At 72.8% G+C, this 24,583-nt stretch carries 23 protein-coding genes; 6 read left to right on the top strand and 17 right to left on the bottom strand.

From position 1 onward, the window contains the following. Nucleotides 1-2: 2 nt before the first annotated feature. From BMX97_RS07325 to dapA, 5 genes are all read right to left on the bottom strand, one after another. A complete protein-coding gene (locus BMX97_RS07325; protein ID WP_091747416.1) occupies nt 3-911 on the bottom strand; it encodes a DMT family transporter in 909 nt (302 codons plus the stop codon). Further along, nucleotides 908-2,695, bottom strand: coding sequence for an ABC transporter ATP-binding protein (locus BMX97_RS07320; RefSeq protein WP_091747413.1), 1,788 nt, complete (start codon nt 2,693-2,695; stop codon nt 908-910). Before BMX97_RS07320 ends, BMX97_RS07325 begins: the two co-directional genes overlap by 4 nt. A gap of 97 nt (nt 2,696-2,792) precedes the next feature. Continuing rightward, nucleotides 2,793-2,975 carry a hypothetical protein gene (locus BMX97_RS07315; protein WP_060848027.1) on the bottom strand — a complete coding sequence of 61 codons (183 nt, stop codon included), beginning with the start codon at nt 2,973-2,975 and terminating at the stop codon, nt 2,793-2,795. Between the two features lie 108 nt (nt 2,976-3,083). Continuing rightward, nucleotides 3,084-3,557: an SsrA-binding protein SmpB gene (smpB, locus tag BMX97_RS07310; protein ID WP_091747410.1), complete on the bottom strand. Its 474-nt coding sequence runs from the start codon at nt 3,555-3,557 to the stop codon at nt 3,084-3,086. 69 nt (nt 3,558-3,626) lie between these two features. After that, on the bottom strand, nt 3,627-4,529 hold the full coding sequence (gene dapA, locus BMX97_RS07305) for a 4-hydroxy-tetrahydrodipicolinate synthase (protein WP_091747407.1): 903 nt from the start codon (nt 4,527-4,529) through the stop codon (nt 3,627-3,629). Nucleotides 4,530-4,922: 393 nt separating this feature from the next. Here dapA and BMX97_RS07300 point away from each other — a divergent pair, with 393 nt between their 5' ends. Continuing rightward, entirely contained in the window at nt 4,923-7,235 is a 2,313-nt protein-coding gene (locus BMX97_RS07300; RefSeq protein WP_091747404.1) for a lytic transglycosylase domain-containing protein, read from the top strand. 28 nt (nt 7,236-7,263) lie between these two features. Here the strand turns inward: BMX97_RS07300 and BMX97_RS07295 are convergent, their stop codons facing one another. The 5 genes from BMX97_RS07295 to BMX97_RS07275 form a co-directional block, all read right to left on the bottom strand. Beyond that, on the bottom strand, nt 7,264-8,925 hold the full coding sequence (locus BMX97_RS07295) for an FAD-dependent monooxygenase (protein ID WP_091747401.1): 1,662 nt from the start codon (nt 8,923-8,925) through the stop codon (nt 7,264-7,266). A gap of 30 nt (nt 8,926-8,955) precedes the next feature. Continuing rightward, on the bottom strand, nt 8,956-9,453 hold the full coding sequence (locus BMX97_RS07290) for a MarR family winged helix-turn-helix transcriptional regulator (protein ID WP_091747398.1): 498 nt from the start codon (nt 9,451-9,453) through the stop codon (nt 8,956-8,958). A gap of 231 nt (nt 9,454-9,684) precedes the next feature. Further along, nucleotides 9,685-10,422 carry a Crp/Fnr family transcriptional regulator gene (locus tag BMX97_RS07285; protein WP_060848031.1) on the bottom strand — a complete coding sequence of 246 codons (738 nt, stop codon included), beginning with the start codon at nt 10,420-10,422 and terminating at the stop codon, nt 9,685-9,687. A gap of 279 nt (nt 10,423-10,701) precedes the next feature. Continuing rightward, a complete protein-coding gene (gene htpG / locus BMX97_RS07280) occupies nt 10,702-12,549 on the bottom strand; it encodes a molecular chaperone HtpG (protein WP_091747395.1) in 1,848 nt (615 codons plus the stop codon). A gap of 63 nt (nt 12,550-12,612) precedes the next feature. Continuing rightward, on the bottom strand, nt 12,613-13,167 hold the full coding sequence (locus BMX97_RS07275; protein ID WP_091747393.1) for a TetR/AcrR family transcriptional regulator: 555 nt from the start codon (nt 13,165-13,167) through the stop codon (nt 12,613-12,615). Nucleotides 13,168-13,274: 107 nt separating this feature from the next. Here BMX97_RS07275 and BMX97_RS07270 point away from each other — a divergent pair, with 107 nt between their 5' ends. Further along, a complete protein-coding gene (locus tag BMX97_RS07270; protein WP_091747390.1) occupies nt 13,275-13,835 on the top strand; it encodes a sugar O-acetyltransferase in 561 nt (186 codons plus the stop codon). 22 nt (nt 13,836-13,857) lie between these two features. On the opposite strand, the gene BMX97_RS07265 is transcribed toward BMX97_RS07270, so the two are convergent. The 3 genes from BMX97_RS07265 to BMX97_RS07255 form a co-directional block, all read right to left on the bottom strand. After that, a complete protein-coding gene (locus BMX97_RS07265) occupies nt 13,858-14,313 on the bottom strand; it encodes a MaoC family dehydratase (protein ID WP_091747387.1) in 456 nt (151 codons plus the stop codon). A gap of 3 nt (nt 14,314-14,316) precedes the next feature. Beyond that, nucleotides 14,317-15,699, bottom strand: a complete 1,383-nt coding sequence (locus BMX97_RS07260; RefSeq protein ID WP_091747384.1) for an MATE family efflux transporter — start codon at nt 15,697-15,699, stop codon at nt 14,317-14,319. Between the two features lie 117 nt (nt 15,700-15,816). Beyond that, on the bottom strand, nt 15,817-16,731 hold the full coding sequence (locus tag BMX97_RS07255) for an alginate O-acetyltransferase AlgX-related protein (RefSeq protein WP_091747381.1): 915 nt from the start codon (nt 16,729-16,731) through the stop codon (nt 15,817-15,819). A 63-nt stretch (nt 16,732-16,794) separates the two neighbouring features. Here BMX97_RS07255 and BMX97_RS31955 point away from each other — a divergent pair, with 63 nt between their 5' ends. The 3 genes from BMX97_RS31955 (at nt 16,795) to BMX97_RS07245 (ending at nt 19,606) form a co-directional block, all read left to right on the top strand. Beyond that, nucleotides 16,795-17,103, top strand: coding sequence for a hypothetical protein (locus BMX97_RS31955; RefSeq protein WP_143074568.1), 309 nt, complete (start codon nt 16,795-16,797; stop codon nt 17,101-17,103). A gap of 157 nt (nt 17,104-17,260) precedes the next feature. Continuing rightward, complete coding sequence (locus BMX97_RS07250; RefSeq protein WP_091747377.1) at nt 17,261-17,950, top strand: LuxR C-terminal-related transcriptional regulator; 690 nt, start codon at nt 17,261-17,263, stop codon at nt 17,948-17,950. A gap of 492 nt (nt 17,951-18,442) precedes the next feature. After that, nucleotides 18,443-19,606, top strand: coding sequence for a PAS domain-containing protein (locus tag BMX97_RS07245; protein WP_091747375.1), 1,164 nt, complete (start codon nt 18,443-18,445; stop codon nt 19,604-19,606). A gap of 64 nt (nt 19,607-19,670) precedes the next feature. Here the strand turns inward: BMX97_RS07245 and BMX97_RS07240 are convergent, their stop codons facing one another. Further along, nucleotides 19,671-20,198 (bottom strand): DoxX family membrane protein, encoded by a 528-nt coding sequence (locus BMX97_RS07240; protein ID WP_091747371.1) that lies wholly within the window; start codon nt 20,196-20,198, stop codon nt 19,671-19,673. A gap of 57 nt (nt 20,199-20,255) precedes the next feature. Then, entirely contained in the window at nt 20,256-21,527 is a 1,272-nt protein-coding gene (locus tag BMX97_RS07235) for a multidrug effflux MFS transporter (RefSeq protein WP_091747368.1), read from the bottom strand. Nucleotides 21,528-21,911: 384 nt separating this feature from the next. Here BMX97_RS07235 and BMX97_RS07230 point away from each other — a divergent pair, with 384 nt between their 5' ends. Beyond that, nucleotides 21,912-23,153, top strand: coding sequence for a GGDEF domain-containing protein (locus BMX97_RS07230; protein WP_091747363.1), 1,242 nt, complete (start codon nt 21,912-21,914; stop codon nt 23,151-23,153). Between the two features lie 49 nt (nt 23,154-23,202). On the opposite strand, the gene BMX97_RS07225 is transcribed toward BMX97_RS07230, so the two are convergent. Together BMX97_RS07225 and BMX97_RS07220 are read right to left on the bottom strand one after the other, a co-directional pair. Further along, nucleotides 23,203-23,487: a hypothetical protein gene (locus tag BMX97_RS07225; RefSeq protein ID WP_091747361.1), complete on the bottom strand. Its 285-nt coding sequence runs from the start codon at nt 23,485-23,487 to the stop codon at nt 23,203-23,205. A 74-nt stretch (nt 23,488-23,561) separates the two neighbouring features. Further along, nucleotides 23,562-24,272 carry a carbonic anhydrase gene (locus BMX97_RS07220; RefSeq protein ID WP_060849488.1) on the bottom strand — a complete coding sequence of 237 codons (711 nt, stop codon included), beginning with the start codon at nt 24,270-24,272 and terminating at the stop codon, nt 23,562-23,564. Nucleotides 24,273-24,583: the final 311 nt, after the last annotated feature.

Here is a 24,583-nt window from a genome sequence, read left to right as displayed (position 1 = left end):
GCTCACCCCCGCGTCGTCAGCAGCACGCCCGCGCCGATCGCCAGGATGGCGCCGACATGGAGCGGGTCCGGCACCTCCCCGAGCACCGGAATCGCCAGGAGCGTCGCGATCACCGGCACCAAGGCCGTGAAGGCCGGGGTGCGCCGGCCGATCAGCGCCAGCGAGCGGTTGAAGGCGATGAGCGCCACCACGCTCACCAGCACCCCCTGGTAGAGGGCCTGGATCGCGACCTCCGCCATCGGCGCCTGCGCGAGCCGCGACACGCCCGAGAGCAGGTAGACCGGGATGTAGGTGAGAAGCGAGCTGACGCAGATCAGCGCCGTGGCGTCGATGGCCGACAGGCCCGAGCGGCGCATCCGCACCGTGCCGGCGGCCCAGATCAGCGCCGCGGTCAGGAAGATGGCGTAGCCGAGGAGCTCGTCGGCATCGCGAAACCCGCCCGCCAGGGTGAGCGCCCCGGCGGCGATCAGCCCGAGACCGGCCAGCGCCAGGCGTCCCGGCCGGTCGCGCAGCACCAGCGCACCGAGGAGCGCGGCGAAGAGAGGCATCGTGCCGGGCGTCAACGCCGCCCCGTGGCCCGCGGGGGCGAAGCGCAGGGCGGTCGAGATCAGCAGCGCGAACGGCGCGCCCTGGGCGACGAACAGCACCGTCCCGTCGAGAACGGTCTTGCGGTCGGGCCGCAGGCCGCGCAGGCGCAGCAGCAGCACCGGCAGCAGCACGAGGCCGCCGATGCCGAAGCGGAGCGCCACGAGGTCGGCGGGGCCGAGCACGCCCCCCGCCCCCACCGCGCGGCGGGTGATGACGAACCAGCCGCCCCACAGGCTGACGGCGAGGAGCGCGAAGGCGACCCCCTCGGCGAGGCGGTGTCCGGACGGCGCCTCGGCGGGCGCTTGCCCGTCCTCCGGCCTCACGACGCCTGCGCCGCCGCGGCGGACTCCCGGTCGTCGGCGAGCTGGAGCCGGTGCAGGCGCGCATAGGTGCCGCCCCGGGCGATCAGGGCGGCGTGGCTGCCGGTCTCGGCGACCCGGCCGGCCTCCATCGCGACGATCAGGTCGGCGTCGCGCACGGTCGAGAGGCGGTGGGCGATGACGAGCGTGGTGCGGCCCCGCATCAGCCGGGTCAGCGCCGCCTGGACGAGCTGCTCGGATTCGGCGTCGAGCGCCGAGGTCGCCTCGTCGAGGAGCAGGATCGGCGCGTCGCGCAGGAAGGCGCGGGCGAGCGCGATGCGCTGGCGCTCGCCGCCCGACAGCCGGTTGCCGGCCGGCCCGACGCGGAACTCGTACCCCTCGGACCGGGCGGCGATGAAGTCGTGCGCGGCGGCGTTGCGCGCGGCCGCCTCGATCTCGGCCCGGCTCGCGCCCTCGCGGCCGAAGGCGATGTTTCGCGCGATGGTGTCGTCGAACAGGACGACCTCCTGCGACACCACCGCGACGGCCCGGCGCAGCGAATCCAGCGTCACGTCGCGCACGTCCTGCCCGTCGATGACGACCCGGCCCTCGGTGACGTCGTAGAGCCGCGGCACCAGGGACAGGAGCGTCGACTTGCCCGATCCCGACCGGCCGACGAGCGCGGTGGTGCGTCCGGCCGGGACGGTGAGATCGATGCCCTCCAGCGCCGGGGCATCGTCGCGGTAGCGGAAGCGCACCCCCTCGAACCGGACCTCGCCGCCGGCGACGGCGAGCGCCGGCGCCCCGGGCTTCTCCCGGATCGTCGGCGCCTCGTCCATCAGCGCGAAGGTGCGCGACAAGGCGGCCAGGGCCTCCTGCAGGATGGCGTTGAGGTTGCCGAGCGCGCGGGCCGGCTGGGCGGCCAGCAGCAGCGCCGCAACGTAGCCGGTGAAGTCCCCGACGGTCTTCTCGCCCGACAGGATACGGTGGCCGATGAAGGCCAGCACCCCGGCGACCGCGAGGCCGCCGCCGATCTCGAGCAGCGGGTCGAGCCGGCCGCGGGCATTGGCGGCCTTCATCTTGAGCCGGCGCACCTCGTCGAGGGCGTCGCGGGTGCGGCCCTTGAGGTAGCCCTCGAGCCCGTAGGTCTTGGCGACCCGGGCGCCGGCCAGGCTCTCGCTGATCAGGCTCGCGGTGAGCCCGACCTGTTCCTGCGTCGATGTCGAGACCCGGCGCAGCTTCTTGCCGATCCGGGCGATCGGCCCGGCGACGAACGGCACGGTGACCCCGGCGACGAGCGTCAGCCACGGGTCCATCCACACCATGGCGCAGACGAGCGCCACCAGCATCGCCACGTCGCGCAGGAGCACGGTGGAGATGCGCGTCAGCGCCTCCTTGATGAAGGCGAAGTCGGTGGTGAAGCGCTGCGTGAGGCTCGCCGGGCTCTCCCGGCCGAGCTGGGCCAGGTCCTGGTCGATCATGTGGCCGTAGAGCGCCGCCTGCATGTCGGCCTCGACCCGGGTGACGACCCGGTTGGTCAGCACCGTCTGGCCGAGCAGCGCGAAGCCCCGCACCGCCGTCACCGCGATCACCAGGACGGGACCGTAGGCCAGCGCCCCGGCATCCTTGGCGTCGAAGGCGTCGAAGGCGGCCTTGATCAGGGTCGGGTAGAAGCCGGTGGCGGCACCGATGACCGCGATCAGCACCAGCACGACCGCGAGCGTCCCGGCATGCGGCCGCAGCCAGTCGCGCCAGAGCCGGGTGAGCAACGGCAGCATGTCGCCGGAGAGGAGGGGGCGCCGCGCCATTGATGCTTCGCTTCGTCCGTGGGGTGTGGACGGTGGCGCTAGCACGCGGGTCGGGCGGGCGGCAATTCGGGGCGGCGCGGGGCTGGGCTGCGGGACCCTACCGCATCAGCGCCAGGACGGCATGGATCAGCGTCGCGCCGCCGATCGGCGCCATGAACCACAGCAGCACGTTGACGAGGATGATCCAGACCAGCGTGCGCTCCTGGCGCCCGGTGAGCCGGGGCTGCGGCGGGCGCGGCGGCGGCTCCCAGGACGGACGCCATCCTCCCTCGACGAACATCGGAGCCTCCCCGTGCCGGCCTGAAGGCCAAGGGAGCTAGGAGGCCGCGGCGGCGGCGACAGTGCGGCGTGTCGTACCGGCGCGCCGTGCCCTCGTGCCGTGCCGGGCTCAGCCCTTGTCGCGCAGGAGCCGGGCCTTGTCTCGCTGCCAGTCGCGCTCCTTGGCGGTCTCGCGCTTGTCGTGGAGCTTCTTGCCGCGGCCCAGCCCCAGCTCGACCTTCGCCCGGCCGCGCTCGTTGAAGTAGATCTTCAACGGCACCACCGTGTAGCCCTCGCGCTGGGTCGCGCCGATGAACTTGTCGATCTGGCGCCGGTGCAGCAGCAGGCGGCGGGGGCGCTTGGTGTCGTGGTTGAAGCGGTTCGCCTCGAGGTATTCGGGGATGTAGGCGTTGAACAGCAGCAGGTCGTTGCCCGACGGCCCGGCGAAGGCCTCGCCGATCGTCGCCTTGCCGCCGCGCAGGGACTTCACCTCGGTGCCCGTGAGCGCGATGCCCGCCTCGACCGTGTCGGTGATCTCGTAGTTGAAGCGGGCCTTCCGGTTGTCGGCGACGACGCGGTTCTTCGGCTCGGGTTTCTTGGCCATCGGGCGGCGGAGGTCCTGGGAAGCGGGCGACGGGAGCCCCGGGGGCTCCCGTCGTATGTAGGGTGCGGCTCAGCCGTTGGTGAGGCCGGCGTGGCGCAGGGCGCCGTCGACGAGGGCGCGGGTGCCCTCCCCCACCGGCACCATCGGCAGCCGCACCTCGTCGCCCATCAGGCCGAGGCGGGCGAGCGCGTACTTCGTCGGCGACGGGTTGGTCTCGGCGAAGAGGTGGGTGTGGAGCGGCATCAGCCGGTCCTGGAGCGCGAGCGCGGTGCGGAAGTCGCCGGACAGGCAGGCCTCCTGGAAGTCGGCGCACAGGCGCGGCGCGACGTTGGAGGAGACCGAGATGGTGCCGTGGCCGCCATGCGCCATGAAGCCCAGCGCCGTCGCATCCTCGCCCGAGAGCTGGATGAAGTCCTCGCCCATCGCCTGGCGCTGCAGGCTGACCCGGGCGACGTTGGCGGTGGCGTCCTTCACCCCGGCGATGTTCGGCAGCTCGTAGAGCCGGGCCATGGTGTCGACGCTCATGTCGATCACCGACCGGCCGGGAATGTTGTAGATCAGGATCGGAATGCCGACCGCGTCGTTCACCGCCTTGAAGTGCTGGTACAGCCCCTCCTGCGTCGGCTTGTTGTAGTAGGGCGTGACGATGAGCAGGGCGTCCGCCCCGGCCTTCTCGGCATGACGCGAGCGCTCGACCGCCTCGGCGGTGGAGTTGGAGCCGGCGCCGGCCACCACCGGCACCTTGCCGGCGGCCTCGTCGATGCAGGCCTCGACCACCCGGTCGTGCTCGGCGTGGCTCAGCGTCGGGCTCTCGCCGGTGGTGCCGACCGGCACCAGGCCGTGGGTGCCGTTCTCGATCTGCCAGGCCACGAAGGCCCGGAAGGCGCGCTCGTCGAAGGCGCCGTCGCGGAACGGCGTCACCAGGGCGGTGAGCGAGCCCCTCAGGCGCTGCGAGATCTGCGTCGACGTCATGCTGGCGTTCCTCGCCCGGTCGGGGCGGCGCCCCCGGGATGTCTGGTTGGGAGGCCGGCCCGCAGGCGGACCGCCACCGGGTCCGATGCGGGAAGCAGCAGGGTGGACACCTCGGCCGTCCGGCGTTCGACACATATGCCCTCGCCGGGCCGCGCGCAAACGCTCCGATGTCCCCCGGCGTTCCGGCCCGACCGGGTGCCAGGGTTAATCGCTTCTTAACGTGGCGCTTCCACCATGGGGCGTCCGGTCGTTCGGGCTCCGATCGGCCGAACTCTCGAGTCCTCGCTCGATCGCTCCGCGGTCGAACGGGGCCATCAGGTCTTCTGTTTGCCGCATTTTCTCAGTCGAACCAGTCTCCACTCCGCCGGACACTGCTCAAGGGGAACGGGATCCATGCTGCTCTCGCCTCGTCGGCGCCGCCTCGCGGTCCTCGCCCTCACGGTGTCGGGCGCCGCGCTGACCTCCCTGGCCTCCCTCGGGGGCACCGCCCTCGGCGGCTCGACGCTCACGCCCGCGCCCGTGGATGCGGCGGTTCCCGCCCGCGTGGTCGAGCGGGCGGCCGAGGAGGGCTTCGTCCAGGGCGACGGCCTGCCCCAGGCGGAGGGCTTCGCGCCCGCCGACGGCCTGCGCCGGGGCGCCGAGGGCGGGAGCCGGCTGCCGGCTGCCGCCGCGGCGTTCGCCTCCGCCGACACCGAGGCACCGATCCCCTTCCCGATCCCGGATGCGGCGATCGCCCCCCCGGCCCCGGTGCCGCCGGTGCCCGATCCGGGCCGCCCGGCGCTCGGCACCGAGGTCGACGGCCCGGCCCTGCGCAGCGCGGTCGAGGCCTACCGGCGCGGCCAGGTGAGCGAGGGCGACCGCCTGCGCGACGGGCTCAAGGACCCGGCCGCCCGCGCCCTCCTCGACTGGGTGGCGATCCGGGCTGGGGCCGGCATCGGCTTCGAGCGCACGGTCTCGTTCATCCGCGACAACCCGGACTGGCCGGTGGGCGGCCTGGTGCGCCGGCGCGCCGAGGAAGCCCTGCTCTCCCAGCGCAAGGCGCCGGCCCTCGTGCGGGCCTATTTCGCCGCCCGCAAGCCGCAGAGCGCGCCGGGCAAGTTCGCCCTGGCCCTCGCCTTCAAGGCCGACGGGCTGCCCGAGGATGCCGCGTCCCTCGCCCGCGACCTGTGGCGCGAGGACACGTTCGGCCGCACCCTGGAGCTCAAGGTCCTCGACGCCTTCCCGGGCACGATCACCGAGATCGATCACCGCTACCGCATGGAGCGGGCGCTGATGAAGGAGGACTGGGAGACCGCCGGCCGCGCGGCCGCCTATGCCGGCAAGGCCTACGGCACCCTGGTGCGGGCGCGCCGCGCCGTCGAGGCCAAGGCCGCGAATGCGGGCGCGGCCCTCGACGCCGTGCCGCCGAGCCTGCGCCAGGATTCCTCCTACCTCTTCTCCCGCGCCCAGTACCTGCGCCGCCTCGACAAGCCGGCGGAGGCCGCCGCCGTGATGGCTCAAGCGCCCCGCAACCCCGAGGTCCTGGCCGATCCCGACGAATGGTGGGTCGAGCGCCGCATCGTGGCCCGCAAGCTCCTGGATTCCGGTGACGCCAAGACCGCCTACGCGGTCGCCGCCGGACACAGCGCCCGCTCGGTCGAGAAGCGGATCGAGGCCGAGTTCCACGCCGGCTGGATCGCGCTGCGCTTCCTCGACGACGCGGCCCTCGGCGCCAGGCACTTCGCCAACGCCGCGGCGATCGCCGAGACGCCGATCTCGGTCGCCCGCGCCGCCTACTGGCAGGGCCGCGCCGCGGACGCGATGGGCCAGGCCGCCGAGGCCCGGACCTTCTACGAGCGCGCGAGCGCCCAGCCGATCGCCTATTACGGCCAGCTCGCCCGGGCGAAGCTCGGCCAGGCCTCCCTCGCCCTGCGGCCGTGCCAGATCCTGGACGAGGCCGCCCGCACCGCCTTCGAGAACCGCAACGCCGTGCGGGCGCTGCGCCTGCTCGCTGGGGCCGGCCTCAAGGAGTTGATGCTCCCGCTCTACATGGACTTCGCCCAGCGCCTGACCGACCCGGCGGAGCTCAACGCGCTCGGCGACGTCGCGATGGCGCTCAACGATCCCCGGGCGCTCGTGGCGATCGGCAAGACCGCGGTGCAGCGCGGCCTGCCGCTCGACCGGCACGCCTACCCGACCAACGGCATCCCGACCTACGAGGCGTCCGCCGCCGTGCCGCAGGTCGAGCGTGCGATGGTCTTCGCCATCGCCCGGCAGGAGAGCCAGTTCGATCCCCGGGCGCAGTCGAGCGTCGGGGCGCGCGGCCTGATGCAGATGATGCCGGCGACCGCGCAACGTACCGCGCGCCGGGTCAGCGCCGCCTTCGACACAGACCGCCTGACCAGCGACCCGGCCTACAACGCCCGCCTCGGCCAGGCCCATCTCGGCGAGCTGATGGAGGATTGGCGCGGCTCCTACATCCTCGCCTTCGCGGCCTACAATGCGGGCGGCGGCAACGTGAAGAAGTGGATCGACGCCTACGGCGATCCCCGCAGCGCGGCCGTCGACCCGGTCGACTGGGTCGAGCGCATCCCCTTCACCGAGACCCGCAACTACGTCCAGCGGGTGACCGAGAACCTCCAGGTCTACCGCAACCGCCTGGCGGAGGCCGGCGACGGGCGCAGCGCGCTGCTGATCGCCGACGACCTGAAGCGCGGCGCGCGGTGAGGCGGGCCCGGGCCGCGGGCGACCCGCCTCAGGCTCCGGCGCCCGCCCCGAAGACCCGCCGGCAATAGGCGGCGAGCCGCTCGGGCCGGTCGGCGGCGTCGCGGAAGGCGATGTGCCCGTCCGGCCGGACCAGGATCACGGCCGGCCGTCCCTCCAGGCCGTAGGCGCCGTGCGCCTTGCCGTCGAGGTCGGAGAGTACCGGCGCGTCCCCGATCTCGAACGCCGGGCCGGCGAGCACGAGGCGCGGCCGTACGACCGGCCAGGGCGCCACCGCCGCGATCGTCGCGCGCAGGGCGTCGGCGGACGCCGGGTCGCGGCCATCGAAGCAGAGCAGCGCCCAGCCGGTCGTCCGCCCGTCCGGGTTGGCGAGGAAGCGAAACAGCGAGGTCGTCTCGCCGTCCCGCACGACCTCCGCGTCGGGCGCGCGCTCGCCGGGCCCGGGCCCGCGCCGGAACAGGTGGGCGAGGCCCGAGAGATGGTCCTCGTTCAGCGGGCTCTTCGGGTAGCACACGGAGAGCTGCTGGAGGTCGTCGGTGCCCTGGAGCAGCGCCCCGATGCCGGGAATCGCCTTGGCGGCGAGGCCGAGCGCCGCGTCGGCGACCGGCCCGCGATAGACGGTGCGGCGAAACCCCTTCGCCTGCTGCGCGCTCAGCCGGGCGTGCTCGCTCCCTCGCTCGGCGTCGTAGGACTCGAGCACGACCGGCGCGGCCTCGCCCCGCAGGGTCATGGCGAGCCGCCAGGCGACCTCGACCGCGTCGTGCAGGCCGGCATTCATCCCCTGCCCGCCGATCGGCAGCGACAGGTGGCCGGCATCGCCCGCGAGCAGGACCCGGCCCCGGGCATAGGCCGGGGACACGCCGTACTGGAAGCGGCTGTGGGTCAGCCATTGCGGATCGGTCAGGGTCAGGGTCTCGTCGCCCGTGACCTCGCGCGCCACCACCTGCATCTCGTCGAGCGTCGGGTCGCGGTCGGGCACGCCGGTATCGTCGGCGAGGAAGAACAGGCGGTGGTAGCCGCCCCAGACCGGCATCACGCCGCAGAAGCCGCGCTCGTAGTAGAAGAACCAGAGCTGGTCGGGCTCCCGCGAGCGCCGCCAGGACAGTTTCGCGTCGACCTGCCGGTTCATGCAGCCCTCGAACCGCTCGGGTTCGAAGTCGAGGCCGAGCAGCGGACGCAGCGTGCTCTTCGCGCCGTCGGCGGCCACGACGTAGCGGGCGCGCAACCGCTCCTCGGCCCCGTCGCGCCGCACCGTGACGGTCACGCCGTCCGCGTCCTGCGCCGCCGCCACGACCTCGCGCCCGCGCGCCAGCCGGCCGCCGCGCTCCTCGAGCGTCGCGGTCAGCGTGGTCTCGATCACGTCCTGGCCGCTGTAGAGCACCCGCGGATACGGGCTCTCGACGTCGTCGATGGCGATCGGGGTCGTCGGCGTGCCGTTCAGGAGGAAGTTGACGAGCCGGATCGGGTAGGCCCGCTCCGCCAGGGCGTCGCGCAAGCCGATCCCGGCCAGGAGTTCCTGCGGCCGCGCCCAGAGGTTGTTGGCGCGGGAATAGGCCCGCACCTCGGTCCGCTCCTCCAGGACCAGGCAGTCGATCCCATGGTGGCGCAGCGCGCAGGCCGTGGTCAGGCCGATCGGGCCGGCGCCGACGACGATGACCTCGGCGTCGAAGGCGGAAGAGGACGTCGGGGACATGGCAACCTCGCATCGGATTCGGGGAAGGGATCAGTCGTCCTGCGCGGCCGCGCCGATCCGGCGCTGGATCTCGCGCAGCAGGCCCGCGGCGGCCGCGATGCCGTCGGGGGGCAGGCCGGCGCACAGGTCGGCGAACCAGACGTCCTTGCGGGCGATGGCCTCGCGGTAGGCGCTCTCGCCGGTCCCGGTCAGGGCGATCAGGTGGGCGCGCCGGTGGTGCGGGTTCGGCTCGACCCGCAGGAACCCGGCCGCATGGAGGTCGTCGACGACGCGCTGCACCGCCTGGCGGGTCAGGCCCATGTTGCGGGCGATGTGCGCCACCGGCAGCGGGACCGGCGAGAGCGCGACCGCGCCCAGCACCTGCCAGCGGGCGCTGGTCAGGCCGAGATCGTGGACGAGCGCGTCGCCCGCGGCGAGCAGGTCGCCGTTGAGACGGAACACCGCCAGGACCAGCTCGGTGAGGGCGGGACGGCCGCCGTCCGGGTCGGTCCCCGGCGGCGATGCGGAAGGAGTCGTCGGCTCGGGCACGGTCGCTTCGCTACTGGCTGTCGATATGACAGCGTACTGTCATCTTGGGCGGAGAACCGCCGGATCGGGCGCTTGGTTCCCACTTGCGCGGGAGCGCCGCGTCGCGAGTATCGTCTCGGGTGTGCCGCGCGACGAGGAAGGGCGCGCCGATCCGGTCGGGCGCGGCTGGCGGGATCTAGGGAGAGCTTTCGGGGTCCGGCCGACGCGCAGGCAGCCCCGCGCGGCCGCCGGTCAGGCGCCGGCCTCGAACCGCTCGCCCTCGTGGTCGAGGTGCAGGTAGTCCGGATCGAACCGGGCGAGCGCCGTGAGGGCGTCGAGGTCCGGGAGGACGAGGGACTTGTCGCGCCAGTCGATCAGCCCGGACTGGCGCAGCTCGCGCAGGGTGCGGTTGACGTGGACCGCCGAGAGGCCGAGCGCGTCGGCGAGCTCCGCCTGGGTGACGGGCAGCTCGCAGCGGTCGTCCTTCACCCGGCCCACGGCCTGCTGGCGGACGAAGATCTCGCACAGCAGGTGCGCCACCCGTTCGAGGGCGCTGCGCCGGCCGATGTTGACGAGCCATTCCCGGTGGATCGCCGCCGTGACCAGCACCTCCCACCACAGGGCCCGGGTCAGGCGCGGGTCGGCGTTCAGCATCCGGTCGAGGAGGTCGCGGGAGATCTTGGCGACCGTCACCGGGGTCAGGGTGCCGAGCGCGTGGTCCATCCGGCTCAGCAGGAAGATGTTCAGGTCGCACAGGTCGCCCGGCAGCAGGAACGACATGATCTGGCGGCTGCCGTCGGCGAGCTGCTTGTAGCGGCAGACCCAGCCGGCGAGGATCAGGTTGACGTCGCAGGGCTCCTCGCCCTCGGCGATGATGTCCTGGTGGGTGTCGTAGTTGACGATCCGCGCCGAGGCGGCCTGCTGCAGCAGGCGCTTGTCGGCATCGCTCAGGCGGGTGAACCGTTCGAGCTTGCGGATCAGCGGGTTCATCGTCTCCGGGCCCTCCACCCGCGGTTCGCCAGCGCGGGCTGCCGTCATGACGGAGCGGAAATTAGCGCCGGTGGCGCGACAGTAAAGCGGGAGGCGGCACGTCCCGGCCCGGGGCTCCGCCGGACGCCGCCCGCGTCGCGCCGATCGTTCGCCGGGTACCCGCCGCCGTGCCGGCGGGCCCTCCGGGGACGGCGACGTCTTTCGGTTCTTCCGGAAACGGGCCGGACGCGCAGGAGGCCCGCGCGTCCGGCGTCGCGGGGCGGCGACGCCCCGGCGGGGTCAGCCCTGCGCGAGCGCGCTCGCCACCCGGCGGGCGAAGGCGACGGGATCGCGCGGCGGGTCGCCGCCCTGGACGTGGGCGAGGTCGACGAGGGTCTGGGCCGCCTCGCCGACATCCTCCCCGGCCGCCGCCCGCTCGGCGATGCGGCGGATCAGCGGGTGGCGCGGGTTCAGCTCCAGCACCGGCTGGCCGCCCATCCCGGCTCCCATGCCGGCGCCGCGGCCGGCCCGGCGCAGCAGGCGCTGCATCTGCAGGTCGGGCCCGAAGGCCGGGGCCGAGAGCAGCACCGCGCTGTCGACGAGGCGCTGGCTCGCCTTCACGTCGGAGACGTCGTCCTTCAGCGCCTCCTTCAGCTTCGGCAGCAGGTCGGCGAGGTCGGCCGGGGCGTCGCCCTCCGCCACCTCGGGCTCGAAGGCCGAGAGGTCGTCGCTGCCCTGCGTGATGCTGCGGATCGGCTTGCCGTCGTGGCTGTCGTAGCGCTCGGGCCAGAACGCATCGACGTGGTCGGAGAGCAGCAGCACCTCGATGCCGCGGGCGGAGAACCCCTCGATCTGAGCCGAGCGCTTGAGCGCGTCGACGTCGTCGCCGACCAGGATGTAGATCGCCTCCTGGTTCGGCTTCATCCGCGACACGTAGTCGGCGAGCGAGACCCAGCCCTCGGTGGTCGAGGAGCGGAAGCGCAGCAGACCGGCGATGTCCTGGCGGTGGTCGGCATCCTCCCACAGCCCCTCCTTCAGCACCGGCCCGAAGGCCTGCCAGAAGGTGGCGTAGGAGTCCGCGTCCTTCGACCGGCTCTTCAGCTCGGACACGACCTTGGCGGTCACCGCCCGGCGGATGCGGGCGAGCACGGGGGTCGCCTGCAGCATCTCGCGCGAGACGTTGAGCGGCAGGTCCTCGGTGTCGACCACGCCCTGGACGAAGCGCAGCCAGGACGGCAGCAGCCCGGCCTCGTCGGTGATGAACATCCGGCGCACGTGCAGGCGCACCTTGCTCTCGCGCTGCTCCTCGATCGCCATGAAGGGCTTCATGCCCGGCACGAACAGCAGCGCGTTGAACTCGAGCTGGCCTTCCGCCCGCCAGTGCAGGGTCGCCCACGGCTTGTCGAACGCGTGCGCCACCTGGCGATAGAACTCGGTATACTCCTCCTCGCTCACCTCGGACTTCGGCTTGCGCCAGAGCGCCGTGCCCTTGGTCCCGGCGACCTCCTCGCCATCGCGCACCAGCGTCACCGGCACGGTGATGTGGTCGGCCCACTTGCGCAGGATGGTCTCGAGCCGGATGCCCTCGAGGTACTCCTCGGCATCGGCCTTCATGTGCAGGACGATATCGGTTCCGGGCTCGGCCCGGGTCGCGGGCGCGAGCGTGTACTCGCCCTGCCCTTCCGAGGCCCAGGTCCAGGCCTCGTCGGAGCCGGCCTTGCGCGAGGTGACCTCGACCCGGTCGGCGACCATGAAGGCGGAGTAGAATCCGACGCCGAACTGGCCGATCAGGCTCGGGCGCTCCTCGGGCTTGGCGTCGGCCAGCGACTGGCTGAAGGCCCGGGTGCCGGAGCGCGCGATGGTGCCGAGATTCTGCGCCAGCTCGTCCTTCGTCATGCCGATGCCGGGATCGGACAGGGTCAGGGTGCGGGCCGCCTTGTCGGGGTTGATCCGCACCTTGGCGTCCGCGGGCAGCGCCAGGGCGGAATCCGTCAGCGCCCCGAACCGGCGCCGGTCGACCGCGTCGGCGGCGTTGGCGACCAGCTCGCGCAGGAAGATCTCGCGCTCGGAGTAGAGGGCGTGGACCACGAGGTCCAGGAGGCGCCCGACCTCGGCGCCGAAGGAATGCCGCTCCACAGTCTCGCTCACGTCTCGGTTCTCCGCATGGGAACAATTCGTCGCGGGCGGATATGCGGGCCGGAGGCGGGCTTTTCAAGGAAGCGGGGCGGCGAGCCGGGCGACGATCGCCCGCACCTCGTCGCGGCCGGCCGGCCGGGGGTCGACCGAGCGGTGGATCGTCAGCCCCTCGATCATCGCGTCGAGGGCCCGCGCTTCCTCGGGCGAGAAGTGGCGCTCCAGCGCCGTCCGGCTCTTGCCCATCCAGGCGCGCATCACCTCGGCCAGGGCCGGCACCCGGGCGGCGTAGGCGTAGAGCTCGTAGCTCAGGAGCATCGTGCGGGGCGTCGCCCAGTCCTCCTCGACGACGAGGTCGACCACCGCCTCGCAGGCCTCGGCTCGGGTCGTCGCCGCGTCGAGCCGCGCTTCGAAGCGGGCCGAGACCGTGTCGGCGAGCAGCGTGAAGGCCTCGGTCAGGAGGTCGTCGAGGCCGGCGAAATGGTAGGTCAGCGAGCCGAGTGGCACGTCCGCCGCCGCGGCGATGCGCCGGTGCGTGGTGCCGGCGACGCCGTGCGCGGCGATCACGTCGAGGGTGACCCGGATCAGGCGGGCGCGGCGGTCGGGATCGTGACGGCGCGGGGAGGCGGTCAAGCGGAGGTCTCGCGGGGCATGTCGGAGGCCGGGGCGGGTTGGCTTCCGTTGGCTATGTGTACATATGTACGCATCGCGGCCCAATACCAACCGACAGCGAGGATTGCATGACCCCGACGAGCCAGAAGCAGCGGATGCTCTCCGGCGCGCTCTACGTCGCCGACGACCCGGAACTCGACGCCGACAACCGGCGCATCTCGGCCTGGATGGACCGCTACAACGCCCGCAGCACCCTGACCCAGCCGGAGCGCCAGGCCCTCCTCGCCGAGGCCTTCGCCCGGGTCGGCGAGGGCTGCAACATCCGCCCGCCGTTCTTCTGCGACTACGGCTACAACATCAGCCTCGGGCGCGGCGTCTTCCTGAATTTCAATTGCTGCATCCTCGACGTGGTGCAGGTGACGATCGGCGACATGACCCAGATCGGGCCGGGCGTGCAGATCATGACCGCCGACCACCCGCGCGATCCGGCCCAGCGCCGGCAGATGCTCGAGTTCGGCCGGCCGGTCGCGATCGGGGCGAATGTCTGGATCGGCGGCGGTGCCCAGATCCTGCCCGGCGTCACCATCGGCGACGATGCGATCGTCGGGGCGGGCAGCGTGGTGACCCGCGACGTGCCGGCGGGCGGGACCGTCGTGGGCAATCCCGCGCGGTTACGGGTTCCCGGATAGGCGCCCACCGGAGAAGGCGGCGTCACCCCGCCGGCCGGCGTACCACCAGGAGGTTGGCAACCAGCACCTGCACCGCCTCGCCGTGCTGGTTGAGGGTCGTGGTGCGCACCTTGGCGAGGCCCTGGCTCGGGCGCGAGCGCGAGGGCCGCACCTCCAGCACCTCGCTCTCCAGCCGGATCGTGTCGCCGGGGCGCAGGGGCTTGGGCCAGCGCACCTCGTCCATGCCCGCCCCGACGATGCCCCCGGCGATCCGCATCTCGCTGTCGACGAGGAGCCGCATGGTGAGGGCCGCGGTGTGCCAGCCGCTCGCCGCGAGGCCGCCGAAGAACGTCGTGCGCGCCGCCTCGGCGTCGAGGTGGAAGGGCTGCGGGTCGAACTCGCCGGCGAAGCGGACGATCTCGGCCTCGCTCACGGTCCTCTCGCCGGAGCGATAGACCTGGCCCGCGGCCAGATCGTCGAGGTAGAGTTCGCGTGTCATCGCCTATTTCCCTCCCGCCGCGACGAGGGCGGGCGATGCCCGCTCGCCGCGAAACCACGCGCCGGTCGCGACTGCGCCGGTATTGATCAACCCGAGCGCGGCGAGCCCGAGGCCGAGCGCCAGGAAGACCCCGTCGAGCGACAGCCCGAGGCGCAGGGCGAGGAGGCCGCCGCCGATCGACACCGCCATGCGGGCAAGCCCCGCGACGAGGGGCCACCCGACCCGTCCGGCGCCCTGAGAGGCGAAATAGAGCGCCAGCCCGATGCCGGCGAAGCCGTAGAACGGTCCGACGAGGTGGAGGTAGCGCGCGCCGACCGCGAGCATCTGCGGGTCGTGGCCGAACAGGCGCAGGAACGGCAGCGGCCACAGGGCGGCGGCAAGGCCGATCGCCTCGGTCAGCGCCCCCGCGATGGCGGCCCCGGTCCAGGCGACCCGGAGCGCCCGGGCCCGGTCGCCGGCCCCGATGCAGGTGCCGACCATGGCGCCGATCGGCGCGCCGAGGCCGAAGACCAGGGGCACCAGCAGGTATTCGAGCCGCGCGCCGGTGCCGTAGCCCGCGACCGCGGCGGGGCCGGCGGCCCCCGCGAAGGCGGTGGCGGCGGCGATCGTCGCGTTGGTGGTGGCGCTGACGATCGACGAGACGGCGCCGATCCGCAGGATGTCGCGCAGCGGCGCCCATTCGAGGCGCGGCGGGCGCGAGGCGGGCCGCAGCAGGCCGCGCCCGGCCCAGAGGTGGTGGGCGAACACGACCGCGCCGGCCGCGTAGTAGGCCAGCACCGCGACGCCGCCCCCGACGATGCCGAGGCCCGGGAGCGGCCCGACGCCGTAGATCAGCGCCGGCGAGAGCGGGACCAGCACGGCGGCGCCGACGCTCGTCACGATCGCCGGCAGCGCCATGTTGCCGGTGCCGCGGATCACCGCCGCCAGCGCGTTGAACAGCCAGACCAGCACCGCGCCGGAGAACACCACGCCGCCGTAGGTGGAGGCCGCCGCCAGCGAGGCGCCCTCCCCGCCCATGATCCGGTAGAGCGCCGGGCCGAAGCCGAGGGCGAGGAGCGTGGTGAGGAGGCCGAGACCCAGCCCGATGGCGGCGGCGTACCACGGCAGCGCGTCGGCCTGCGCCCGCCGCCCGCCCCCGAGGCTGCGCGCCACCGCCGACAGGATGCCGCCTCCCATGGCGCCGGCGGAGATCATCTGCACCAGCATCAGCACGGGGAAGACCAGCGCCATGCCGGCCAGCGCGTCGGTACCGAGCCCGGCGACGAAGGCGGTCTCGATCAGGCCGACGAGCGCCTGGACCAGCATCACGACGACGTTGGGCGCGGCGAGCCGCAGGAGCGTCGGCCCGATCGGGGCGTGGAGAAGGCGGTGGGTGCGCGCATCCATCGGGCGGCGCTCCTCGGCTGGAACCGGCGATCCCGGCGCCGGCGATTTAGTGGCATATGCCGGTTTTTCGTCAAGCGGGTTGCGCGACGCGGCAATCCCCTTCGCGGAACATGCGCGTCAGGCCGCGGTTTCCAGGGCCTCCAGCCGCTCGGCCTCGACGGCCGTGAGGTCGAGGTCGTCGTCGGGGACGCGGGGCAGGAAGCGCTCGACCTGCTCGCACAGCACGAGGTCGGGCAGGATCCGCTCGATATAGGCCCAGTCGAGGTTGGCCGACCAGATGAAGTGGACCTCGCGAAAGGTCTCGGCCAGCATCGCGGTCAGGCCGTTGCCGGAGAAGTTGGCGCAGGAATCGCCGAACAGCACCAGGGTGCGGGGGTCGGCCTCCGGCGAGGCGTTGCGGTAGACCGCGTGCGCCCCGGTATGAAGCTCGCCCAGGCGCCCGGCGGCCGTGTAGGCGTCGATGAGGGTGCCGCCCGAGACCCGCACGGCGTCCCGGAAGAGCTGGTAGTTGTGGACGGTCTCGAGGGGCTGGGCCTCGAGCTTGTTGCCGATGTCGAGCACCGCCTCGAAGCGCTGGTGCGGCCGGTCGAGGAAGTCGGTGCGGGGCGTCGCGCCGCAGGCCCGGCAGACCAGCCGGTAGGCGAGCAGGCAGCCGTGGATGTTCCAGTGCGTGTCGGTGCGGTAGTGCAGGTCGCGCTCGTTCCGCCGCGCCCGCATCGGCTCCAGGAGCTCGATCCAGGCCCGGCGCCCGGTCAGCGACCAGCGCATCAGGTCGCCGAGGCGGCGGGCCGGGGCGAGGCGCGGATCGAGGGTCAGCCCGTCGAAGCGGTCCTCGTAGACGCTGAGCTTCTCCGGCACCACGAGGTGCAGGTAGCGGGTGCCGAGGCCGCGGCAACGCTGCACGCGCTGCACGATCCGCCGGCGCCACTGGCGCAGGACCCGCTCCATCGGGCGCACGCGGCGGTACTGGTCCGCGACCTCGTTGGTGCCCCCGGTGAGGAACAGCCAGCCGTCCTTGCCCGCGTGATACATCCGGTTCCCTGCCCGCGGTCCCGCCGCGGCACGGGCGGGGCGCGGCCCCGCCTGAGCGATCAGTTGCCGGGCGATCTGATACCGCAGGATGGAAAAATAAAGGTGACCGGCGCGGCGGTCCGGTCCGCCCGCCGGTCGAGCGGGGTCGGCATCCGGGTCGGCGGCGACCCCGGTCGAGCCCCGCAAAGCCACGCAATCCCGCGCTCCGGCACCACCGCCCCGACCGCCGGCTTCCCGGTGCAGGTCCTCGCGCGCCATCGTCCGCACGCGCCCGACGCGGCGGCGGTGATTCGCCGGCCGGGGGAGCCGACGTCGATGAAAACGTTGTCATGCGGTGAGGCGCCGCAGGGGAGTGGTGCGTTCAAAACTTGACGGTGACGCCGCCGCAGGGGGGCCACACGGTGCGCCAAATGACGCCGCGCCGGGGATAGGTCGTTGATATTGCCGGTTATTCCCCAACGGGAGGGTACCCACGCGGCCCCGACATGCTCTAGGATCGGGCACGGACCGTATCCAGAGACGCCACGGTATGACCCAACCGACTCCGCCAGTCGCCCTGATCGCGGATGACGACGATTTCTTCCGCCTCGCCGTGGTGGCGATTCTGACGCGCAACTTCGGGTTCACCGAGGTGATCGAGACCGGCTCCCTCGACGCGGCCGTCGACCAGCTCTCGACCCGGCGCGGGGCCGTGACCCTGGCGCTGTTCGACCTCGCGATGCCCGGCATGGAAGGCCCCGGCAGCCTGAGCGCGGTGCGGGAATGCTTCCCGGCCGTGAAGGTGGCGGTCGTCTCGGCCTCGACCGAGCGCAACAAGATCCTCACCGCCCTCGAGGTCGGCGTCCACGGCTACGTGCCGAAGGGGATCGGCTCGGCCGAGCTGACCCGCGCGGTCGGCATGATCCTCGACGGGCATATCTTCGTGCCGGCGTCCCTGGCGGTGCTCGACGGTGCGGGCCCGCGCCCATCCTTCGAGGCGCGGATCCCCGGCCCGGACGGCCGCGGCGACGGGCGCCCGCTGCGCATCCCCGACCTGACGCCGCGCCAGCGCGACGTCCTGGCCCTCCTGGTCGAGGGACGCTCGAACAAGGAGATCGCCAGGCGGCTCCAGCTCGGCGAGGGGACCGTCAAGGTCCACATGGCGGCGCTGCTGCGCAGCCTCGGGGTCCAGAACCGGGCCGCGGCGGCGGTGGTCGGGGCCCGGCTGCTGGCGGAGTGACGCCGGCCGGCGGGCTTCGAACACCCTCGTTCCAGTCGGAGCCGGCCCGGCGGCAGGCATTCGTGCCGGAATCGCGATCCCGGTGACGGGATAATTCGGCAAGTGCCTGATTGCGGCAAGCACTGCGTCGATCCGGCGCCGGCTCACTCCTTGGCAAGCCGTTTCGGCAATCCAGTCGCAATTGACCGGTATGCTCGATCTTGCTTCGCCTCCTCCGATTTCGTCCATCGTCGCGGAATTCCAGCCCGATGGTCTCTCATTATTAGACGAAGGTCGCGGGTCGATTTCCCCGTTGTGACGCATGGTCAATCGAGCGCCTGCGCTGGTCGCTTGACACTGTGACCGTCTGCCGTATCACCTTGCGGTGGTGCGAGGCGGACGATGCACGGCGTCGCATCATCGGCCGAATACAGGAGCGCGGCGAGACGAATCGCGGCGCGTGACCAGCACGGCCGCTTGCGCCGGGCGGGGCGGAAGGTGACGGGAACGGACATGGATCGGGAAGCGATCGGAAGCGAGAACATCCACGCTGCCCTGGACGCCCTGCTGAACCTGCCGCCGTTGAAAAAATCGCCGCAGCTCTCGGCGTTCCTGTCCTACGTCGTGCGCGAGAGCCTGGCCGGGCGCGGCAGCCTGCTCAAGTCCTACACCATCGCGACCGACGCGCTCGGCCGCTCGACCAGCTTCGATCCGGCGACGGACGCCATCGTGCGGGTCGAGGCGCGGCGCCTGCGCCAGGTGCTGCAGCAGATCTACGCCGACCCGACCTGCCCGATCGGCGTGCGCATCGACCTGCCGCTGGGCCGCTACGAGCCGAGCTTCCGTCACGTCGCCCCCCCGCCGCCCGGCGCTGCGCCGGTGCGGGCCGAGGACGAGCCCGACGGCGTGCGGGAGAGCGAGCAGCGCTACCGCGCCCTGGTCGAGGCGAGCGCCGCGGTGGAGTGGCGCACCGGGCCGGATGGCGGGCTGGTCCAGACCTTCGGCCTGAGCGCCCGGACCGGCCTGAGCGAGGCCGAGCTCCAGGGGTTCGGCTGGCTCGACGCCCTGCACCCGCACGACCGCGGCGGCACCGAGGTCCTGTGGCGGGCCTGCTGCCAGAGCGGCACGCCGCTCGACGCGACCTACCGGGTACGCCACCGCGACGGGCAGTACCGCTGGATGCTCGGCCGGGCGATCCCGATCGAGAGCGCCGACGGCGCGATCCGCGAATGGGTCGGCACCATGGCCGACATCGACGAGCAGGTCCGCGCGCAGGAGGCCCTGCGCACCAGCGAGGAGCGGCTGCGCCTCGCCATGTCGGCGGCCGAGATGATGACCTGGGACATCGACGCGGCGACCCGCGAGGTCAGCTGCTCGGAGATCGGCGAGAGCCTGATGGGCGTGACCCGGGGGCCGCTCGACGAGTTCCTGGCGATGATCCTGCCGGAGGACCTGCCGGTCGTTCTCGCCAGCCTGGAGCCGGCTCTGCGCGGCGAGGGAGCTTACGACGCGCAATACCGCATCACCGACCACGAGGGGCGCCTGCGCTGGCTGTCCGCCCGCGGCAGCCTGGTGCGGACGCCCGGCGGGGGCGCCCGGCTCATCGGCGTGGCCTGCGACGTGACCCGGCGCTATCCCGACCCGGTCGTGATCGAGCGCCAACGCCTGACGGCCTGACGGCCTCAACGGGCGTCCTCCCGCTGGGCCGGATCGTCGACGTCTCCCCTACGCCGCAGCCCTCCTATGCGGCAGCCTTGGCCGGGCGCGGTCCCCGGGGCGGCGCGGCGCGCTTGCGCGGCGGCTTGGCCGCCGGGGCGGCAGGCGCCGGGGCGCGAACGGGCGCGCGCTCGGCCGGTCGCTCGCCGCCGTGCCACCAGCCCTGCCAGCTCCAGCCGCCGGGGCCGGTGACGGCATAGAGCACGAAGCCCGCGGCGAGGCCGAGCTGAGCGAGGAACAGCTCCTGCTCGACCCGCGCGCCCGCGCCGGAAAAGTCCCAGAACCGGTGCAGCAGCAGCCCCGCCACCACCGCGTGGACGGCGAGCCCGAGGCCGACGACGCGCGGCAGCACCCCGAGCAGCAGGAGCAGCGGCCCGAACAGCCCGATCACCACCGACACCGTCGCGACGGCGTTCGGGTAGGGCATGCCGGTGGCCGCGAGCGTGAGGGCGAAGCCCGAGGGATTGAGCGCCCGCCCGATCGCCGCCGGCAGCAGCGCCGAGGCCAGGAGCAGCCGCCCGGCGAGCAGGATTCCGTCGTTGCGCGCAGCCATCCCGAGACACTCCCGTCGTGATGGCCGGACGGTGGCGCCCGAGGGGTTAAGGGGGCTCTACCGGGCGCCCGCGCCGAACAGCCGGCCGCGCTCGGTCCACAGCACCGTCGCGAGGGCGAGCCCGCTGAGCGCGCAGTAGCCGACCGCGAGCGGCGTCACGGTGCCGTCGAAGGACTGGCCGACGATGAGGCCGCAGAAGGCGGCGAGGAGAGTGGTGTAGAAGCCGATGAACGAGGAGGCGGTGCCGGCGATGGCCGCCAGCGGCTCCATCGCCAGGGCGTTGAAGTTCGGCATCGCGAAGCTCATCAGGAACTGGCAGGCCGACAGGGTGGCGATCAGCACCCAGACCGGCGGCTTGCCGCCGAAGGCCAGCATCAGGACGAGCTGCAGGCAGGCGACCGCGAACAGCCCGACCGTGCCCATATGCGCCAGCCGCCGCATGCCGAGGCGGCGCACGAAACGGGCATTGATCAGGGTGGCGACGCCCATCGCCCCGGCGATGAGCGCGAAGGCGACCGGAAACAGGGCGCCCAGGTGATAGAGGCCGGTGTCGAAGATCGCCTGCGCCGAGCCGACATAGCCCATGATGCAGCCGGTGGTGAGCCCGAGCGCCGTGGCGTAGCCGAGTGAGGTCCGGGTGCCGACCGTGACGGCGATGCCCGACCCGATCGCCCGGGCCGAGACCGGCCGGCGGAAGGCCGGGTGCAGGGTCTCGGGCAGGCGGGTGCCGAACCAGGCCAGGGTGACGAGGGCGAGCGCCAGCATGGCGCCGAAGATCAGCCGCCAGTTGCCGAACACCAGGATCGCACCCCCCATCGAGGGAGCGAGGATCGGCACGATGAGGAAGACCATCATGCAGAACGACATCACCCGGGCCATGTCGCGGCCCTCGTAGCGGTCGCGCACGATCGCCACCGCCAGAACCCGGCCGGCGGCCCCGCCGATGCCCTGGATGGCGCGGGCGAGGAGCAGCATCTCGAAGCTCGGCGCCAGCATGGCGAGCACGGTCCCGGCGAGGTAGATCCCGATGCCGGCGATCAGCGCCGGCCGCCGCCCGGTCCCGTCCGAGACCGGACCGTAGAACAGCTGGGCGATGCCGAAGCCCAGCATGTAGACGTAGACGAGAAGCTGCAGCCGGTTGGGATCCTGGACCGCGAAGTCGCCCTGGATCGCCGGGAAGGCCGGCAGGAAGCTGTCGATCGTGATCGCGGTCAGGCCCATCATCAGGGCCATCAGGGCCACGAACTCGACGAAGCCGGGCCCGGCCCAGCCCGGCTCGGTCCGGGTGGTCTCGACGGAGGTCGCCTCGCCGCTCGCGCTGCTCGCCATGGTCATCCTGAAGGGGCCGGCCCGTGGAGGGAGGAAACGACCCGGCGGGCCCGCGCGAAGCGGGCGGCACGGGACCGGGGTCGTCCCGAACGGGGTCCTTGTCGACCGGTGTCCGTTCTTGCGGGTCCGTCTTGGCGAAGGCCCGCGCCGCCCGCAAGGGAGGCGGCGTCATGGCTGCGATGCGACGGGGCCGCGCGGTATCGGGGCTGCGTGGCAGCCGGCGGCCCGATCGACCCCGCTCGCCGGACCGGCGGCCGCACGTGCCGCATCGGTCATCCTATCGGCAGCAGCGATCCGGGAGGTTCGACGCACCACATTAACAGTCGCGTAGCGGTTCTGCCCCAGGGTATCGGCCGGTGCCGGGACGCCGGTAGGAGAGTAGCCGTGACCGCCGTCGCTCCGCTGGAGCCCGATACCCTCGGCCGCCTCGATCGGCTGCTGCGCCTCCATCCCCGCACCGAAGCCCGCTACGAGGCGGAGCATGGCCCCCAGAGGGTCGCGGGCCTGCGGCAACTGATCCTGGTCGGGCTGATCTTCTACAACGTCTACAATTTCACCAGCGTCTGGCTGATGCCGGACATCCTCGATCTGAGCGTCGCGATGCGGCTGCTCGTCGTGACGCCCGGCTCCCTCGCCCTGGCCTGGATGCTGTCGCGGGTCGGGCCGGCGGCCCGCGAGGGTCTCGTGCTCGGCGGCATGATTGGGTCGATGGCGCTGCCGATGCTACTGTTCTGGTTGACCACGGCTCCGCTCGGCGTGTTCACGTTCGGCGAGTCGATCCTAGTCGTGATCTACGGCAACCTGCTGCTGGCGCTGCGGTTTCGCCACGCCCTGGTCTTCACGGCCGTCGCCTTCCTGTGCGCCACGCTGGCCGTGTTCACGAAGGCGGGGCTCGATCCCGACCTGCGGTACGCCCTGCCGGTGCAATACGCCACCGGCTGCGCCTTCAGCCTCTACGCCAACTTCCGCATGGAGCGGCAGCGGTGCCGCGATTACCGGCGCACGCTCAAGGCCCTGCTCGCCTCCGAGGCGGCGGAGGCGGCCCGGCAGCGGTTCCAGGGCCTGTCGCACACAGACCCCCTCACCGGGCTGCCGAACCGTCGCCTCCTCGACGAGACCGTGGCAGCGTGGTTCGCCGAGGACCGCGCCGTCGCGCTGCTGATGATCGACGTCGACCATTTCAAGCCGTTCAACGACGCCCTGGGGCATCCGGAGGGCGATGCGTGCTTGCGCCGGGTGGCGGCCCTGTTCGAGACCTTCGTGCCGGATCCCGGGTTCCCCGATCCCGATGTCCTGGCGGCCCGGTTCGGCGGAGAGGAATTCGCCTTCGTGGTGCGAGATGCGGGCGCGCCGGAGGCCGCCCGGCTCGCCGCCGCCCTGGTCTCCGCCGTCGAGAATCTCGGCATATCCCATCCCGCGCGGCCGGACGGGGTCGGCGTCGTCACGATCAGCGTCGGCGTTGCCCTCGAGCCGGCGGGGCTTCCCCGCGCCGGGGATGCCAGGGACGCCTTGTTCGAGGAGGCCGACCGGGCCCTCTACCGGGCCAAGCACCGGGGTCGGAACGGTTACGCCCTCGCGGACGGGTGCGCCGGCGTTGCGGTGTCCCTGGGCGCGCGACCGGCCTGATCGGGTCGTCTCGCCGCCGCCTTCCGCGCGCCGCCCGCCCGGGCCGCGCTCACCGCCCGGTGCAGCGCAGGGCCTCGCGCTGGCAGGCGAAACCCGGGGTCGAGCAATGGACCCCGTCGGCCCCGCGGGTGCAGACGCGGCAGGAATCGGTCCATTCGCGGCAGCCTGGATCCTCGGCCGGCGAGACCGCCGCCGGCCGGGGAAGCGGCGCCGGCCCGGAGGCCGGCGCGAAGTTGGCGATCAGGATCGTCGCCAGGGTCGCGCTGGCGGCGATCCACGCGAAGCGGGCGTCGCGGGAGCGGTCGGGTCGGGGGTCTGCCGGGAGGTCTGCCATGCCGGCCGTCGTCACCCGCCCCTCTGCGCCTGTCAATCCGCCCGCCTGTGGAGAGGCGACGGGCGGGAGGCCCGCTACTCGGCCGCCCGGGCCTCGGGCGCGCCGACGCCGGCGGCGGCGAGGCGCGGCGAGGCAGCGGCCTCGGCAACCGGAAGCTCGTCCTCCTCGGCCAGGACCACGAAGCGGCCGGCCTCGCCGTCATAGACCAGCAGGTGGCCGGTCTCGATCTCGAACAGCCAGCCGTGCAGGGTGAGCTGGCCCGAGGCGAGCGCGCTCGCCACCGCCGGGTGGGTGCGCAGGTGGTTGAGCTGCACCAGCACGTTCTCCATGGCGAGGGCGTGCAGGCGGCGCTTGTCGTCGATGTCGTCCGGGTAGGCGTCGCAGACGATCTTGCGGGCGGCCTCGCCGTGGCGCAGCCAGGCGGCGACGCTCGGCATCTTCTCGCCGAGGCCCGGGGTGAGCAGGCCCTTCATGGCGCCGCAATCCGAGTGGCCGCAGACCACGATGTCGCGCACGTTCAGCGCCATCACGGCGTACTCGACCGCCGCGGTCACGCCGCCCATCATGGTGGCGAAGGGCGGCACGATGTTGCCGACGTTGCGGGTGACGAACAGCTCGCCCGGCCCGGCCTGAGTGATCAGCTCGGGCACGACGCGGGAATCGGCGCAGGAGATCACCAGGGCCTTCGGCTTCTGGCCGTCATGGACGAGGCGCTGGTAGACCGAGCGCTGGCTCGGAAACACCTGCTCACGGAACTGGGTGAACCCCTGAACGATATTGTCCATCATCGGCGACCTCCTTTCGCTGGCCGAGACTGCGCCGGTCGACGTCACGTCGACCACGACGCTGCGGGCCCGCTCAGGGGCCGCGCCACGAAGCCGAGAACGTCGCAGCCGCCGCCGGGTTGCCCTAGGTCGCCCCTCTACCCGTGCGTCATCTGGCCCGCCGGCGTGGCGGGATGAGATTTTGGTCCTCGACCGTGGCGGTTCCCACGCGCGAGCGCCCTGCGATCCTGCGGGCGCCCCTCTCGGCGCCAAGCCGCTGTTCCAGCTGATCTTTCGGTGACGGCCCGATCCCCGAGGCCTCGGGAAAAAGC

It is taken from the genome of Methylobacterium sp. ap11, assembly GCF_900110515.1.
GTDB lineage: Bacteria > Pseudomonadota > Alphaproteobacteria > Rhizobiales > Beijerinckiaceae > Methylobacterium > Methylobacterium ajmalii.
Note: the sequence above shows the minus strand (reverse complement) of the source record. Positions and strands in the feature narration are given on the sequence as shown.

Coding starts and splice junctions, on each gene's coding strand:
- BMX97_RS07320 (WP_091747413.1), bottom strand. CDS start 2,695: ATGGCGCGGCGCCCCCTCCTCTCCGGCGACATGCTGCCGTTGCTCACC.
- BMX97_RS07315 (WP_060848027.1), bottom strand. CDS start 2,975: ATGTTCGTCGAGGGAGGATGGCGTCCGTCCTGGGAGCCGCCGCCGCGC.
- smpB (WP_091747410.1), bottom strand. CDS start 3,557: ATGGCCAAGAAACCCGAGCCGAAGAACCGCGTCGTCGCCGACAACCGG.
- dapA (WP_091747407.1), bottom strand. CDS start 4,529: ATGACGTCGACGCAGATCTCGCAGCGCCTGAGGGGCTCGCTCACCGCC.
- BMX97_RS07300 (WP_091747404.1), top strand. CDS start 4,923: ATGCTGCTCTCGCCTCGTCGGCGCCGCCTCGCGGTCCTCGCCCTCACG.
- BMX97_RS07295 (WP_091747401.1), bottom strand. CDS start 8,925: ATGTCCCCGACGTCCTCTTCCGCCTTCGACGCCGAGGTCATCGTCGTC.
- BMX97_RS07285 (WP_060848031.1), bottom strand. CDS start 10,422: ATGAACCCGCTGATCCGCAAGCTCGAACGGTTCACCCGCCTGAGCGAT.
- BMX97_RS07270 (WP_091747390.1), top strand. CDS start 13,275: ATGACCCCGACGAGCCAGAAGCAGCGGATGCTCTCCGGCGCGCTCTAC.
- BMX97_RS07265 (WP_091747387.1), bottom strand. CDS start 14,313: ATGACACGCGAACTCTACCTCGACGATCTGGCCGCGGGCCAGGTCTAT.
- BMX97_RS07260 (WP_091747384.1), bottom strand. CDS start 15,699: ATGGATGCGCGCACCCACCGCCTTCTCCACGCCCCGATCGGGCCGACG.
- BMX97_RS07255 (WP_091747381.1), bottom strand. CDS start 16,731: ATGTATCACGCGGGCAAGGACGGCTGGCTGTTCCTCACCGGGGGCACC.
- BMX97_RS07250 (WP_091747377.1), top strand. CDS start 17,261: ATGACCCAACCGACTCCGCCAGTCGCCCTGATCGCGGATGACGACGAT.
- BMX97_RS07245 (WP_091747375.1), top strand. CDS start 18,443: ATGGATCGGGAAGCGATCGGAAGCGAGAACATCCACGCTGCCCTGGAC.
- BMX97_RS07240 (WP_091747371.1), bottom strand. CDS start 20,198: ATGGCTGCGCGCAACGACGGAATCCTGCTCGCCGGGCGGCTGCTCCTG.
- BMX97_RS07235 (WP_091747368.1), bottom strand. CDS start 21,527: ATGGCGAGCAGCGCGAGCGGCGAGGCGACCTCCGTCGAGACCACCCGG.
- BMX97_RS07225 (WP_091747361.1), bottom strand. CDS start 23,487: ATGGCAGACCTCCCGGCAGACCCCCGACCCGACCGCTCCCGCGACGCC.
- BMX97_RS07220 (WP_060849488.1), bottom strand. CDS start 24,272: ATGGACAATATCGTTCAGGGGTTCACCCAGTTCCGTGAGCAGGTGTTT.